The 14,034-nt window shown below is 43.8% G+C and carries 15 protein-coding genes; 6 read left to right on the top strand and 9 right to left on the bottom strand.

All coding sequences use genetic code 11. The features are described 5' to 3' along the window. Positions 1-41: 41 nt before the first annotated feature. Positions 42-968: a CDF family zinc efflux transporter Cdf31 gene (gene cdf31 / locus IM462_RS05785; protein ID WP_287703533.1), complete on the bottom strand. Its 927-nt coding sequence runs from the start codon at positions 966-968 to the stop codon at positions 42-44. Between the two features lie 664 nt (positions 969-1,632). Here cdf31 and IM462_RS05780 point away from each other — a divergent pair. Both IM462_RS05780 and IM462_RS05775 read left to right on the top strand, forming a co-directional pair. Further along, complete coding sequence (locus IM462_RS05780; RefSeq protein WP_287703531.1) at positions 1,633-2,574, top strand: transposase; 942 nt, start codon at positions 1,633-1,635, stop codon at positions 2,572-2,574. 10 nt (positions 2,575-2,584) lie between these two features. Then, entirely contained in the window at positions 2,585-3,493 is a 909-nt protein-coding gene (locus IM462_RS05775) for a glycosyltransferase family protein (RefSeq protein WP_287703529.1), read from the top strand. A gap of 184 nt (positions 3,494-3,677) precedes the next feature. Here IM462_RS05775 and IM462_RS05770 read toward each other — a convergent pair whose 3' ends face one another. The 3 genes from IM462_RS05770 to IM462_RS05760 form a co-directional block, all read right to left on the bottom strand. After that, the gene (locus IM462_RS05770; RefSeq protein WP_287703527.1) at positions 3,678-4,394 is read right to left on the bottom strand and encodes a nucleotidyltransferase family protein; all 717 of its coding nucleotides are present in this window, start codon (positions 4,392-4,394) and stop codon (positions 3,678-3,680) included. 92 nt (positions 4,395-4,486) lie between these two features. Next, the gene (locus tag IM462_RS05765; protein WP_287703525.1) at positions 4,487-5,512 is read right to left on the bottom strand and encodes a GHMP family kinase ATP-binding protein; all 1,026 of its coding nucleotides are present in this window, start codon (positions 5,510-5,512) and stop codon (positions 4,487-4,489) included. A 37-nt stretch (positions 5,513-5,549) separates the two neighbouring features. After that, a complete protein-coding gene (locus tag IM462_RS05760) occupies positions 5,550-6,185 on the bottom strand; it encodes a D-sedoheptulose-7-phosphate isomerase (RefSeq protein ID WP_287703523.1) in 636 nt (211 codons plus the stop codon). A 603-nt stretch (positions 6,186-6,788) separates the two neighbouring features. On the opposite strand from IM462_RS05760, the gene IM462_RS05755 reads away from it, so the two are divergent. The 3 genes from IM462_RS05755 to IM462_RS05745 all read left to right on the top strand — a co-directional run bounded on the left by IM462_RS05755 (position 6,789) and on the right by IM462_RS05745 (position 10,011). Next, a complete protein-coding gene (locus IM462_RS05755) occupies positions 6,789-7,448 on the top strand; it encodes a D-glycero-alpha-D-manno-heptose-1,7-bisphosphate 7-phosphatase (protein WP_287703521.1) in 660 nt (219 codons plus the stop codon). After that, positions 7,445-8,644 (top strand): glycosyltransferase family 4 protein, encoded by a 1,200-nt coding sequence (locus IM462_RS05750; protein ID WP_287703519.1) that lies wholly within the window; start codon positions 7,445-7,447, stop codon positions 8,642-8,644. The genes IM462_RS05755 and IM462_RS05750 overlap by 4 nt, the downstream gene beginning before the upstream one ends. Positions 8,645-8,892: 248 nt before the next feature. Next, positions 8,893-10,011: a glycosyltransferase family 4 protein gene (locus IM462_RS05745; RefSeq protein ID WP_287703517.1), complete on the top strand. Its 1,119-nt coding sequence runs from the start codon at positions 8,893-8,895 to the stop codon at positions 10,009-10,011. A 35-nt stretch (positions 10,012-10,046) separates the two neighbouring features. Here IM462_RS05745 and purQ read toward each other — a convergent pair whose 3' ends face one another. Both purQ and purS read right to left on the bottom strand, forming a co-directional pair. After that, on the bottom strand, positions 10,047-10,745 hold the full coding sequence (gene purQ, locus IM462_RS05740; protein ID WP_287703515.1) for a phosphoribosylformylglycinamidine synthase subunit PurQ: 699 nt from the start codon (positions 10,743-10,745) through the stop codon (positions 10,047-10,049). A 93-nt stretch (positions 10,746-10,838) separates the two neighbouring features. Next, positions 10,839-11,114: a phosphoribosylformylglycinamidine synthase subunit PurS gene (purS, locus tag IM462_RS05735; RefSeq protein ID WP_287703514.1), complete on the bottom strand. Its 276-nt coding sequence runs from the start codon at positions 11,112-11,114 to the stop codon at positions 10,839-10,841. Between the two features lie 31 nt (positions 11,115-11,145). Between purS and IM462_RS05730 the strand changes: the two genes are divergently transcribed. Then, positions 11,146-11,529: a Fur family transcriptional regulator gene (locus IM462_RS05730; RefSeq protein WP_002734059.1), complete on the top strand. Its 384-nt coding sequence runs from the start codon at positions 11,146-11,148 to the stop codon at positions 11,527-11,529. Between the two features lie 85 nt (positions 11,530-11,614). On the opposite strand, the gene accD is transcribed toward IM462_RS05730, so the two are convergent. From accD to IM462_RS05715, 3 genes are all read right to left on the bottom strand, one after another. Next, the gene (accD, locus tag IM462_RS05725; protein WP_287703511.1) at positions 11,615-12,565 is read right to left on the bottom strand and encodes an acetyl-CoA carboxylase, carboxyltransferase subunit beta; all 951 of its coding nucleotides are present in this window, start codon (positions 12,563-12,565) and stop codon (positions 11,615-11,617) included. Positions 12,566-12,584: 19 nt separating this feature from the next. Further along, complete coding sequence (locus IM462_RS05720) at positions 12,585-12,734, bottom strand: hypothetical protein (protein ID WP_287703509.1); 150 nt, start codon at positions 12,732-12,734, stop codon at positions 12,585-12,587. 101 nt (positions 12,735-12,835) lie between these two features. Continuing rightward, complete coding sequence (locus tag IM462_RS05715) at positions 12,836-13,645, bottom strand: prepilin peptidase (protein WP_287703507.1); 810 nt, start codon at positions 13,643-13,645, stop codon at positions 12,836-12,838. Between the last annotated feature and the right edge of the window lie 389 nt (positions 13,646-14,034).

Here is a 14,034-nt window from a genome sequence, read left to right as displayed (position 1 = left end):
CCTCTAGCAAAAGTTTGCTACTTATTTTAGGCTTTTTTGCTTCACACTTCTTCATCAAAAGTGATCTGATCGGAACGATAATCCGGCGGTTCAACGTGAATTAAAATTCTCACAGGGCTAAATTGTTGGGTTAATCTTGCTTCTACCGCTTCCGTGATTGCGTGAGCAGTTTCCACATCTTCAGCGGAGACAACTAGGTGCATTTCTATAAATACCTGTCTTCCCACCACTCCCCGAGATGCGATCGCATGACAATTAAGCACCCCCGGCACCTCCATGACAATTTGATGAATCACTTCAGGAGCGATCGCCATTTCATCCACTAACAAAGGTAAATTCTCCATCAGGACTTTCCAACCACTGCTAAACACCAAAAAAGCGACGGGAAAGGACAAAATCACATCTAACCATTGTAATTGGGGAATATTAGCCGTATTGCCCACCCAAACCCCGACTAAACCCAATAAAACCGTAATTGTCACCCACACATCACTCATGGTATGACGAGCATCGGCAATCAAAATCGCACTACCGACACGCTGCCCCACCGATCTTTCATAATAGGTGACAAAAATATTCACCCCTAAAACGATAATTAATAGCCATAACTCAGGACCTGCAATCTCGACGGGTTTTCCTCCTTTGATAATACGCATGATCCCCCCTTGCAAGATTTCAAAACAGGCAATCCCCAAAAATGCGGCGATCGCTAAAGCTCCGATCGCTTCGTATTTCAGATGTCCGTAGGGATGATCTCGATCGGGATAGGGAGAGGAAAACCGCATCGCTACTAATCCCAAGACATTATTGGCACTATCGGTGACACTATGGAGAGCATCCGCTTGCAGACTTAAAGCACCAATTCTCAAACCCACCCCCGCTTTGATCGCCATAACCAAAATGTTCAGCAGTAGGGTGATCCAGAGAACTTTTTGGACGGTAGCCCGATTATCTTTTAAAACAGCCACAGGATTATCAGTTATCAGTTATCAGTATTAATTTTCCCACTCCTATCTCCGTTTTTTTCCTTTTTACTTTTGGCTCTTCTAGAGTACTGGACAGTGCAAAGTTCTTGCCGGGGGGAAATCTGACTATCCCCAGGATGATCAGGCTCAAATTTTGGCTAAAGTCGAAGCCTTTGAAGGTTTTGTTACTCTCAATGCCCTTGGTTTGCTCCCAGTTCTCAGTTTAGAATTGCCTAAGACCATTTAGGCAGACTTCCCTGGCTGGTTCGCACTCTTCCCCGCCATGGCTTGCCTAGCGAGCGGATTGCTCTACTCGCCCTGCAACACCCTCGCCCAAGCCTTTTTCCCGCAAAGCCCACCCAGTCTACTTTTGCCTAAATTACTCGCCGCCAAACCCGACCCCATCCCCAATCCTGATCCGCTGGACTTAGCCCCATAACCGTTACTCGATTCCACCACTCTAAACTTCGTACTCTCCAGGAACGAAGAGCCAGATTAAAAAACCTAGAAATCAGATTTTAGGATGGGAAACAAGTTGAATATCGATTTTACTTCTCTTGAATTCCCACTCTTGACCTCTCAGCCTTCCAATCTTCCAGAAATTTTCCTTGTTGCCGGAGAACTATGATACAATGGCATCAAAAAATAGAGGAAAAATTTTTTTATCATGGACAAGGTGTCAACACCAAGCCTATCAATTGTTATTCCCACTAGAGAAGGATTCGCTGACCACTGGTTTAATGCGCTGACCGAGGTCAAGGGAGAAGTAGAATTTATCTTGGTTCATCCACCAGAAGCACCTAAGTATCCCACGTCCGACCCCAGGGTACAGCAAATAGTCAGTCCCTTGCGGGGAGAAATTATTCAAAGAATTAGTGGATTGATGAATGGGACAGTACCTTACACACTAACCATTAATTGTGATGAGTTTCTTCATCCCGATATCTTGACCATGGTTCTACAGTATTTCCAGCGATTTCCAGATAGCTGGGTGATGAGACTCTGTACTAAGCGATTTCAGTATGGGGAAACAAAAGAACTGACCGCTCCCTGGCAACCGCTGCCCCGGATAGAAGAGCTGCCAGTGTGGGATAAAAGCTCCAAAAATCAGGATATCCCCGCTCAAAGTGGCTACTTAAAGGAAATTCCCATCGTTCCTTTTGACAAAAGAAAGTTAGATTTGATGTGCTTTGTGCGCGAAAGAAAAGATCATCACGGCCCTCATACTGAAAATTTTGATAAAAAAGTCTGGCTCACTCAAATGGTACAGGCAACCTGCAAAGATATCGTTAGTTTGTTACCATTAATGGGTCCGTTTAGGTATATTCCATTTTGGTGTTTAGATCGTCTTTTGGGTTTATTTATTCAAGCTAAGTTTTTCGAGCAAGGCCAAGGGAAAATCATCGGTCATCTCATGCCATCTCCAGAACAGTTACGCATGGAAAACAATCCCCCCGAATATAGAAGACTAAATCGCTATGGTATTTTATCAGAAATTTTCCTAGTCAAGTGTTTTCCTCAGTATGGATATATGTGGAATCTGGTGATTACCAATCTCAGGGAAGTTCCCAAAAAATATGTACTTTATCGACTAGGAAAAGAGGGATAGTCAGCTAATAATGATCAACTCACCAATTCTATCAATCGTTACTCCAACTCTGGGCAAATTTTCCGAATATTGGTTGCAACAACTTCTGGCAATTCAAGGGGAAGTAGAATTTATTTGGGTTTATCCTCCCGGAGCAGTTACCCCTTCCGTAGAAGACCCCAGAGTCAAAATTTTTCATAGTCTTTATCAGGGAGAAACGGCCCAGAGGGCCGTCGGTCTTCTCAATGCTTCCGGTCAATATGTGTTGGCTCTCGATGATGATGATTTCTTGCATCCTCAGGTGGTTGCCTTAGCGAAAGATTACTTTGATAATTTTCCCCAAAGTTGGCTCTTGCGTCTCCATAAGGGGGGAATTGATTATCTCGATGAGGAAAGAATTAAAGCTCCCTGGCCGGAGCTACCCGCTATCAATCAGTTAAATATCTCTAGAAAAAGACAAAATAAGTACCAAGATTTAGTGGAAGTTCCTATCGCTCCCCTAGATAATCCTTTCGAGTTAAGACTAGCTTTATGGCCCTACGGCAAAAGAAAAGATATTCATGGCTGTCATCTAGAACCGTTCAATAATAATATTTGGAAGACTGCCTTAGTGAAAGAAGCCTTAGATGATTTTGTCCGCAACATGAGGATAGGAGAAATTTTAACTTGGTTGCCTCTCTGGGGATTTGATAGAGCTTTAGGATTATTTCTGCAAGCGAAGTTTTTTCAAAAAGATATATATATCGGCCATTGGATGCCCGAACCCAGTCAAATAAGATATATAGTCAGACCTTATTCCATGAAAAGCCCAAGAATTCTTTTTCCTTCCGATGCTTTACTGGTCAAGCGATTTCCCCAGTATGGTTATTTCTGGAATCTCTTTTTCGAGGAGTTATACAATGGCATCAAGACCAAAATCAAAAGTCTCTGGAAAGCATGACTAATTATTGTATTATACTTTACCAATCTCTTTTTATTTCCCAATCACTCAAGTCACCGAGATAGGCTTTATCCATTACTAGGCTCAATTGAAGCTTGCTGTATAAGATATATGCTGTCAGGTTTTCCTCTTTAACTACTCTCTGCTTCATTATTTCTTAACAAAAAGTCTCTTAATCACGAGGTTAAACCTGATTTCGGAAATTAAAAAGTTCAGGTAATTCAATCTGACTTTTTTCGTAATCTTGGGGGATGCCTATGTCAATAAAATATTCGTCAGAAATAAAGCCATACATAGGAATTTTCTCGGTATAAACTTTGAGAAAGTCGTCCTCAAAAGAAAATTTTGATGGCAGATCAAAGCTGGATAATATGTTTTTCCATACACAATATATGCCGCCATTAATATAGCCCTTATCTTGGTATTTTTTGGATTCAAACCCAATAATTTTTTGGTCATCGTCTAGCAGAACATTATTATAACGATCAAAGTCAGTTAGGGGCTTCAGAGCAACAGTTATCAGGGATTTCTTTTGATTATGTAAATTAATTAAGGCGGATAAATTGACATTAAACAAGGTATCTCCGTTAACAATTAATGCTTGTTCGGTTTGAATTTTATTTAGTGCAAACTGGACTGCTCCTCCAGTTCCCAAGGGGCTATCTTCTATCAGATAATTTAGCTCGTATTCTTTGTATTGATCGCCAAAATGATCGATAATTTTCTGATGTTCATAGCCAACAGAAACTAAAAATTTGTTGGTAATTTTTTGAGAGATTAAGTAATCTAATAGATATTCTAAAAAAGGTCTGTCGGCAACGGGAGCCATAGGTTTTGGTAAACTGTTGATAACCGATCGCAACCTAGTTCCTAACCCACCCGCCAGAATAATTACGTCCATAGATACACCTCAAAAATCTGAATTATTGCCAATCTTTTGAAAACTATTTTTAGGCTTATAGGGATAATCCTCCCCCGTCGATCCTTTGCTTGCTATAATGTCCATGCTTGGGTTCCGTATTTGGTAAAGTGAAAATTAATCACTTGGCCTCCTGCTGCTTTCAAAGCTTTAGTTACTTCGATTTTCTTGGTAGGATCGACCATAAAGATAATAAAACCACCGCCACCGGCTCCCGATATTTTGCCCGAATAGGCCCCGGTTTCCCTCGCTACCTGATAAATGTGATCAATCTGCGGATTACTAATTAATTTGGATAATTTCTTTTTCGCTTCCCAAGAAGTTCTCAGAATTTCTGCTATCCCCATAAAATCTGATTTAAGCAGTGCTTCTTTAAAGAGAATTGCCTCTTTTTTGAGTTGATGGGTAGCGGCGATCGCCTGCTTATTTTTTTCTTGGACATTCTGAATTTGATCCTCAATTACTTGAGATGAGTAGCGAGAAATGCCTGTATAGTAGAGGATCAGAGAAACTTCCAATTCATTGATCACCCAATTTTTAATTCTCAAAGGATTAACTATGACTCGATCTTGTTCATAAAATTCCATAAAATTAAAACCGCCAAAAGTAGCAGCGTACTGATCCTGTTTGCCCCCTAACCAGCCGAGGTCAATTCGTTCGATCTCGTAGGCTAAATGAGCGATATCATACTCACCTAGGGGTAATTTTAACAGTTCCACAAAGGCTTTAACTATGGCCACGGCTAGGGTAGAAGAAGAACCCAATCCCGAACCGGCTGGCGCATCGGAAAAAGTGGTGATTTGCAGCGGCAAAGGTTGCCCTTGATTAAAGTCTTTAATCAAACGATTATAGACCGCTTTATGCAGATCGAGAACGCCGTTATAAGGTAGAGGAAACTGAAGGGTTTCTATTTGTTGTTCTCCTCGATCGGCGGCAACAAAAATGACTTGTTTGTCAGTAATTTCCGTGACTGTACAGTAGGCATAGAGATCGATAGTAGCGTTGAGAACGTAACCCCCATAAAGACTACAGTAAGGTTCCACATCGGTGCCGCCACCACCTAAACCTAATCTTAAAGGAGCTTTGGTTCTGATGATCATGGTTATGCTGTTTAGGTTGATTTTTTGCTAGGAGATTTTAGTTAGGAAAGAGCGCTTCTTCGATCGCTAAACAAATAGTATGAAGAACAAAACCATGACCTTCTTGAATGCGCGGGGTACTGGTGCTAGGAATCATCAAACAATAATCGGTTTTTTCCGCTAGAGCTAATCCCTTCGCCCCAGTTAAACCGATGCTAGTGAGACCTTTTGCTTGACAAACTTTGAGAGCTTGATGGATATTGGCGGAATTTCCCGAAGTGGAAATACCGATAAACACATCACCCGGATTACCTTCCGCTTCTATCTGGCGGCTAAAAATATATTCGTAGCCATAATCGTTAGCGATCGCTGTTAAACTGGCGATATCGCTATTGAGGATGCGAACCGGTAAAGACTGTCTTTCTTTCAGAAATCGGCCGTGTAGCTCACCGCCAAAATGGATAGCATCGGCGGCACTGCCTCCATTACCGGCGACTAATACTTTGTGGTTGTTGCGATAAGCATGGATACATACTTGGCAAATCTCTTGGATTTTCTCTAGATATTTTGTCTCGGTTAGCAGGGTTTTCTTCAGGTTATAAGCTTCTTCCAATTCAGTCTTGATTAAAATTGATAGAGAGGGATCGCTCTGGAAACTATCCAATTTTTTGTTTGATTTTTCCACCATTCGCATAGGTTTGATTTTCCAATTTTTATTAGTTGAATAAATTTAACTCTCAATCATCCTGTCATTACATTGAATAGTATCAAAAGACCAGAATCGCTGTCCATTAATTGGGTACAAAACCCCTAGCATGGTAGAATTGATCACGGGACAAGAAAAACAGGCCGATGATAGTTCTAGAGAAACCTAGAGCGATCGAGTCAAAAGAGTGATCTTTTGCCGGTTATTCTCGGAATATACGACAAACGCAGCCAACTCTAGCACAATTTGTTTTGTTTGTAAATAAATTTTTGATGTATTCTGGCCGGGATGGGGGATTTCTGACCGGGGGATTCAACCTTTGCCAGTCTTGGACTTTTGTTTGGCTGGACAAAAATGTTAACAATTCCTGACAATACCGCCGATATAATCAAAAGCCCAAAGGCCTGACGGCGTATAATATGCCGTGATTGCTATACTCTAACACCTAGATAGTGAGGAGAAGCAATTTAGTCGAGAAAACTAGCACAAATCGCTACAATCCCTCGAATTTTGTCTGTGCATCAGTTCAAGCTCTCGTCTCTGACAGAAGAACTGAGAATTCTAGTCCCCGACTCGAAAAAGTCCAACATAATGAATCCTTTCCCCGCAATTTCTGTCAATGACGGCCACCAAAAATACCCGTCTCCGCCACCTCCTGGCAATTCTGACCACGAAAGCGAAGATAGAGCAAAAAAGAACAAAGCCTTATTTCTCGATCGAGATGGGGTAGTTATTGACTATATCCCCTACCTGAGCAAACCAGAACAGGTGAGCATTCCCGCCGGGGCAGCGGCTGCCTTAAAACAGTGGCAGGATGCTGGCTATCTGCTGATCATCATTACCAATCAATCGGGACTTGCTAGGGGCTATTTCACTTGGGACGATCTGGCGGCGATTCACGGGCGCATGATTGAGGAATACCGACAATTGGGCGTGCATTTTCACGATCTTGCCATCTGCCCGCACCATCCCGACGAAGGTTGTCCCTGCCGCAAACCCTCCCCCTATCTGCTGCTGACAGCCGCCCACCAGTACGGAATCGACTTAGCCGGCTCGTTGTTTATCGGCGATGCGCCCAGTGATCTAGAGTGCGCCCTAGAAGCTGGTTGTCAACCCGTATTGCTCTTAACAGGACGGGGAAAAGTCACCCTTGGGGAGATCGAGAAATACCCAGTTAAGATTCCTGTATATAGCCAACTAAAGGAAACGGTAGAATTATTGCCAAAAACCGCTGCCGAGATAGAATTATGAGAATATTAGTCCTTTCTTGCCATAACTTTCCCTATCCACCTAGTCGCGGGGCAACCGAGGGTAGAACTTTTAACCTGATCAAATGTCTTCATCAAAACCATGATGTCACCCTGTTTGCCCGTCGGGTGGAGAATGTCACAGAAACTCAGATCGAAGAATTAAAAACCTTTACCAATCATCTTGTCTTATTTCCGCCCCAGGAAATTCCCGAACCAGGCAAGGGACTGACAAAACTAATCGGTCAAACAGGGCGCTTTCTGGAGGCAATAGTACAGATGACCCCAGCTAATGTTCTTAGTTATCGTTCGCCGCTCATTCAAGAGCGAATAGATGAATACGTCGAGCAGCAAAAATGTGATGTAATTATCTGCGCTCAGAGTATCAGCGAGATTTTTATCCGGCCGGAATACCGTCAGCGAGTCAAAACAGTAGTAGATATTCACAGTTCCGTGTACGGTTGGACACGCAATCATCTAGATGGAGGAGCCTCCGCCTATCCGCTGCGGGATTTTCTCTCTCTGCCCCTACTCTATCAGTACGAAAAACGTTACTGTGCCAAGTTTTCCCAGTTGGTGGCTACTACCGATTACGATCGCGAACAATTATTAAAAATCCTCCCGGATGCACGGGTGGATATCGTGCCTAATAGCGTGGATTTAGCCCTGTTTCCCTATCGTCCTCGGGATCCTGGCGGCCATAATTTGGTCTTTGTCGGTGCCATGAGTTCTACCCATAATATCGATGCCGCCCGTTTTTTTGTTTTAGAAGTCCTGCCAGTCATTCAACAGCGATATCCCGACACCACTTTAACCCTAGTGGGGGCAAACCCAGCACCGGAAGTTCTCGAACTGGCCAAGTATCCCGGTGTGAGGGTGACGGGAACCGTTCCCTCGACAGTGGAATATTTACACCGGGGAACCGTTTGTGTGGTTCCCCTGCGGGTGGGATTGGGAATCAAGACCAAAACCCTAGAATCCATGGCCGCGGGGATTCCGATTGTCGCCAGCGATCGCGGCTTAGAGGGTTTAACGGTGGCAGCCGAGGGAATTCCCCCTAGGGCATTGCGCGCCAATAGTGTTGCTGAGTACGTCACAGCGATCTCTAGGTTGTTCGATGATCCTTCTGTGCGAGAACAACTGTCCCATAAGACCTCTTGCAAAAGTCTTAAGTCGATCCTTGTACAGCAACATTTTTGAAGATTATCAACTACTAATAAATAATTAACTGAAAGTCCCTCCCATTATTGTTCCTATCGTTTGTTTTCGGATTTATGCAAGAGGTCTATAATGCCCGGGCGATGGTGGAATCGGAGTACACCTGGGAGCGAGCGGGACAAAGGTACGAGGAAATTTTGCGGGACTAATATTATTCTTAACCCCTGAATTTTACTTGAGACTGTTTGAGAGTTTTACCGCCATAAAAATTGATTTTTTGGAGCCTAATCATGAAAGTTTTAATAGTAGGAAATTACGTCAATGATCGGCAGATCAGTATCAATCGTTTTGTCGGTTTAGTGGAGAAAGGACTCAGACAAAAAGGACACGAAATTCGGCGAGTGCAAGCACCGCCTATTTTCGGTCAACTGAAGCCTTCTCCCCAGGGAATCGGCAAGTGGTTAGGGTACATCGATAAGTTAATTATTTTCCCAGTGCAGTTACGTCAGCAGCTTGATTGGGCTGATATCGTCTGCATTTGTGATCAAGCTTTATCCTATTTAACTCCCTATCTAAAAGATCGCAAATATTTTGTCATCTGTCACGATATGCTGGCCATTCGTTCCGCCCTAGGAGAAATTCCTGAAAATCCCACCAGTTGGACGGGAAAACAGTATCAGGCTATGATTTTGCGAGGACTAAAACAGGCTAAATATGTTGTCTGTTCTTCCGAAGCTACTCGTGCCGATGTTCTCCGTTTAACTAAAATTGCTCCCGAACAAACGGAAGTAATTGAGGATTGCTTGAATCAGGGATACGGTCCGATGACAAAAGAAGCAGCAGTAGCTCTGGTGGGCAAATTTAATATCAACCGTGATTATCCCTGGTTAATTCATGTCGGAGGCGGCCAATGGTATAAAAATCGATTGGGATTGCTGAAAATATTCAAGAGGTTAATCACTTTCCCCGGTCTGGAAAATTGCCGATTGATCCTGATGGGAAAACCTTTGCTGCCGGATATGCGAGAATTTGTTAATCAGAATAACTTGTCCGCACAAGTAATCGAATTAGGAACCGTCTCTGATGATGACTTACGCGCCTTTTATTGCCTAGCAACTGCTTTAATTTTTCCCTCCTTTCAGGAAGGATTCGGTGTTCCCGTTATTGAAGCTCAATCCTGTGGTTGTCCCGTCTTTACCTCCAATCGTCTCCCCATGACTGTTATCGCTGACGATGCGGCGGTGTATTTCGATCCCACCGAACACGAGGCTGCCGCTACTATTATTGCTTCAAATCTTCTCGCTCCCGATCGCCTGGAAGATTTGAGGCAAAAAGGTTTTATCAATGCCACTCGCTTTACTTACGAAAGAATGATCCAATCCTACGACCAATTATTGCCAAAATTGTAGTCTAGAGCTTTTTGGCGACTCATGATCATCATTCCTCACATCAGGACAGCACAATTACCTGTTATCTCCCGAAATAACAAACTACCATCGGTCAAATTGAGCATCGGATCGGCAGCCCGTTCGGGATGAGGCATCATTCCTAGCACATTTCCTGCTTTATTGGTAATTCCTGCAATATTATTTAACGAACCGTTGGGATTTCCTGACTCATTTACCTCTCCTGTGGGAGTACAGTAACGAAAGAGAATTTGACCGTTATCCTCCAGAGATTTTAACGTATCTTCTGCGGCATAATAACGCCCTTCCCCGTGGGCAATCGGCAAATTAAGCACCTGTTGCGGTTGATAACCTCGCGTCCAGACAGATTGATTATTTTCCACTTTTACTGGCACTCGATCGCAGATAAAATGTAAATCGCGATTACGAATTAACGCACCGGGTAGCAGTCCGATTTCCGTTAATACCTGAAAACCGTTACAGATGCCTAAAACTAATTTACCTTTTTCGGCTTCTTCTCGGACAGTTTTCATCGCCGGTGAAAACCGAGCGATCGCACCACAGCGCAAATAATCGCCGTAACTAAATCCCCCCGGCACCACGATCACATCCAAATCCCCTAGATCCGTCTCTTGATGCCAAACATAGCGGGTAGGTTGCCGAAAAATCCCCTCCGTCACCGTTGCCACATCTCGATCGCAATTCGATCCAGGGAAAACAATAATCCCAAACTTCATAATTTTTAACTTGGTTAATTCATTGTGCAGAAAGCTCTCATCAGATGGGTGTTAGGGTGTTGGAGTTAGTTGAATTTCCCTAATCCCTATCCCCTATCCCCTATCCCCTATCTCCTGACAATGCAAATCAAAGCGATAATTTTCAATCACAGGATTAGCCAATAGTTGATCGCACATTTGATCCAATTGCGATCGAGCGCTGATTTCATCCGCTGCTGTCACGGTAAGCTCAATATATTTACCAATTCGCACCCCGGCTACAGTATCATAACCCAATTGCTTTAATCCCGACTCTACCGCCGTACCCGCCGGATCGAGAACCGAGGGACGCAGGGTAACATAAATAAAGCACTGATAATTTTTTGGCATAGAATTAAATTTGATCGCTGACCTTTTTGATATGAAATCCCAACGCACCCGATCGCAAGAGCGCATTATCCACTTACTCAAAACCTTAAATCGGGCAGTATCCGCTCAGGAATTGTTTGTGGAACTCCGTCAGCGTGACCAAAATATGGGGTTAGCCACTGTTTACCGCGCCCTAGAATCCCTAAAGCTACAGGGTGCGGTGCAGGTGAGAACCCTAGCCACAGGAGAATCCCTCTACAGTTCCGTTCAGCAGGATCAACACCATCTTACCTGTATTCATTGCGGTCGGTCTATCGTCTTTAATGAGTGTCCCGTTCACGAATTGGAAGAAAAACTCGAAAAATCCCACCAATTCAAGGTTTATTACCATACTCTCGAATTTTTTGGACTTTGCGATCGCTGTCAACCCAGTTAAGTAAGCTGTACTACATTTAAACTGCCTATCGGGTGAATTTAGTACAAATGCTCAGACTTTCAACTCCAGTGCCGTCTTACAAAGATTAAACTGTTTTTTGTCCCTGGGCTGTTTTCAGGGGGATTAACTCCGGTTGACTGTAGTGATGATGGCTGTTGAGGGGGGATAACAAGGGGAAAAAGGGCTGATGTAAACTGATTAATTGGGCCAGGGTTTTCTTGAGATGGGGACGGGGAACGATCGCATCGACAAACCCATGTTTTAACAAGTATTCCGATGTTTGGAAACCTTCTGGCAATTTCTCGCGCAAAGTCTGTTCAATTACCCGTTTACCGGCAAAACCGATAGTAGCCTTCGGTTCAGCAATAATAATATCTCCCAACATGGCAAAACTGGCCGTGACTCCTCCCGTGGTGGGATTAGTCAGGACGGGAATATAGAGTAATTTTGCCTCCCGATGCCGGTTAAGAGCGCCAGAAATCTTGGCCATCTGCATTAAACTTAACATTCCTTCCTGCATTCTCGCCCCGCCGGAAGCGCAGATAATCACCAGGGGTAAACTTTCATCGGTAGCGCGTTCCGTCAAACGACAGAGTTTTTCTCCCACCACCGATCCCATGCTACCCCCCATAAAACGGAAGTCCATCACCCCTAAAGCGAAGGGTAAACCGTCGATTGTCCCCGTTCCCGTCCGGACAGCATCCGTCATTCCAGTTTTTTCTTGGGTTTCCCGCAGGCGATCGCTATAACTTTTCCGATCGCGAAATTTGAGCGGATCCGTCGGTCGAATCTGTTCATCGAGGGAATTCCAAGTATTAGCATCCACTAACTGGCGAATTCTTTCTTCACTTTCCACCCGATTATGATGACCGCAATCGAGACAAACCAGTTGATTAGCTAATAAATCCTTCGTATAGGCCAAAACGCCGCAATTTGGGCATTTTGTCCATAAACCATCGGCTATTTCTCGTTCCTGTTGTTGTTGAACCTTGGGTTCTGTTTTTTGGCGATTTGCAAACCAATCAAATAGAGACATAGTTTAAAATAAAGACAATTTATCGACTTTCCTCTAGAGGACTTAATAACAAAAGTGCTGTCCAGCGATCTTGGGGACCCACTTGTAGGGCGGCCTGATGCTCCTGGCCGCAATAAATACCAAGGCCAATAGCGATAACGCGACTGGGGATGTCGTGAGCTTTGAGCATTTCCTGTAGCCAATCGGCTTACCAACGGCTCGGGGTTGTTCTAATGGTGATCCAAGACACGGAAGATTATTGTATCAAGATTTAATTACAAGATAGCTTTTTTACAACAAAGGGAAAAAAATGGTTTGATAGGCTGAGATGATCTTATCACTCCAAAAGACACTCATCAGAGCGCCGAGGGCAAGAAATGGACCGAAGGGTATAGCTTGTTTTTTCCCCATTTTACCAAGAAAAATGCCCGTCATACCGATCGCCGCCCCAATAGCGCAGGCCAGAAAACCGGTGACTAATAATGCTTGCCATCCTAACCAAGCACCGATCATGGCCGCTAATTTCGCATCTCCTCCCCCCATGGCCTGCTGTCCGAGGGCAAAACTTCCCCCCCATCGGATCAGATCAAATAACCAGACTCCTAAAACCGCACTAGCGATCGCTGAAAAGAGATAGATAACACTTTGATTATTTTGCCAACCTAAAAGAGTCTGAAAAACTATCCCTAAAACTAATCCCGATTGGGTGAGGGAGTTAGGAAGCGTCATCGTGTCAAAATCAATCAAAGCTAAAGCTAATAACCAACTGAGGAGAATCCAATAGCCGAGGGTCTGCCAAGAAAAGCTAAAATCTCCTAAAACCAGACAAAATAACAAACCGGTAAAAGTTTCGATCGCTGGATAACGGACAGAAATCGGGGTTCTACACCAGCGACAGTGACCCCCTAGCCATAACCAGCCGAAAACGGGTATATTCTCGCTTTTACCCAACCTGTGGTGACATTTCGGACAGTGGGAAGGGGGAGAAACTAGAGATATCCCCTTAGGTAATCTATAGATGACCACGTTTAAAAAACTGCCCACCGAGGCACCAAAAGCAAAGACAAAGGCAAAAGTAACTAGATGAAAGAGGGTTTCCATAGATTCAAGGCTGAAATCCGATCACTTTCCTAGAATACCCGGTTATTGCAGTTATCTTAATAGTCAGATAGGAAGTTTTCCTTTTGGGGAGTCAGTCCTCGATACCAAATTAAGTTATACTTCATCTATTACGGGTCGGGAATGTCGCCTTCATCCCCTCCCATTCAGACCCGTGGGTTAGACTTTCACCTCTCGCGGCCTCTAGTTTGACTGTTCCATTGTTTACAGCTTATCTTAGCCACTCACTATATCTTCTTGTGAGGCTTAAAAACCTATGGTTGAACTTTCGCCTGATTGATACGTTTCCATACATTCGTGGTCCCAATAATTACCAGTTTCCCGCATCCTTTAGTTTATAAACATGAAGACCGCCATAATCGGCATTCATC

The sequence above is a fragment of the Microcystis sp. M144S2 genome (assembly GCF_020246065.1).
In the GTDB taxonomy this organism is placed as follows: Bacteria; Cyanobacteriota; Cyanobacteriia; order Cyanobacteriales; family Microcystaceae; genus Microcystis; species Microcystis ichthyoblabe_A.
Note: the sequence above shows the minus strand (reverse complement) of the source record. Positions and strands in the feature narration are given on the sequence as shown.

Excerpts from the sequence above, each read along its gene's own strand:
- IM462_RS05720 (WP_287703509.1), bottom strand. The coding sequence starts at position 12,734 with ATGCTCAAAGCTCACGACATCCCCAGTCGCGTTATCGCTATTGGCCTT.
- IM462_RS05755 (WP_287703521.1), top strand. The coding sequence starts at position 6,789 with ATGAATCCTTTCCCCGCAATTTCTGTCAATGACGGCCACCAAAAATAC.
- purQ (WP_287703515.1), bottom strand. The coding sequence starts at position 10,745 with ATGAAGTTTGGGATTATTGTTTTCCCTGGATCGAATTGCGATCGAGAT.
- accD (WP_287703511.1), bottom strand. The coding sequence starts at position 12,565 with ATGTCTCTATTTGATTGGTTTGCAAATCGCCAAAAAACAGAACCCAAG.
- IM462_RS05765 (WP_287703525.1), bottom strand. The coding sequence starts at position 5,512 with ATGATCATCAGAACCAAAGCTCCTTTAAGATTAGGTTTAGGTGGTGGC.
- IM462_RS05780 (WP_287703531.1), top strand. The coding sequence starts at position 1,633 with ATGGACAAGGTGTCAACACCAAGCCTATCAATTGTTATTCCCACTAGA.
- IM462_RS05750 (WP_287703519.1), top strand. The coding sequence starts at position 7,445 with ATGAGAATATTAGTCCTTTCTTGCCATAACTTTCCCTATCCACCTAGT.
- IM462_RS05770 (WP_287703527.1), bottom strand. The coding sequence starts at position 4,394 with ATGGACGTAATTATTCTGGCGGGTGGGTTAGGAACTAGGTTGCGATCG.
- purS (WP_287703514.1), bottom strand. The coding sequence starts at position 11,114 with ATGCCAAAAAATTATCAGTGCTTTATTTATGTTACCCTGCGTCCCTCG.
- IM462_RS05745 (WP_287703517.1), top strand. The coding sequence starts at position 8,893 with ATGAAAGTTTTAATAGTAGGAAATTACGTCAATGATCGGCAGATCAGT.
- IM462_RS05775 (WP_287703529.1), top strand. The coding sequence starts at position 2,585 with ATGATCAACTCACCAATTCTATCAATCGTTACTCCAACTCTGGGCAAA.
- IM462_RS05730 (WP_002734059.1), top strand. The coding sequence starts at position 11,146 with ATGAAATCCCAACGCACCCGATCGCAAGAGCGCATTATCCACTTACTC.
- IM462_RS05715 (WP_287703507.1), bottom strand. The coding sequence starts at position 13,645 with ATGGAAACCCTCTTTCATCTAGTTACTTTTGCCTTTGTCTTTGCTTTT.
- IM462_RS05760 (WP_287703523.1), bottom strand. The coding sequence starts at position 6,185 with ATGCGAATGGTGGAAAAATCAAACAAAAAATTGGATAGTTTCCAGAGC.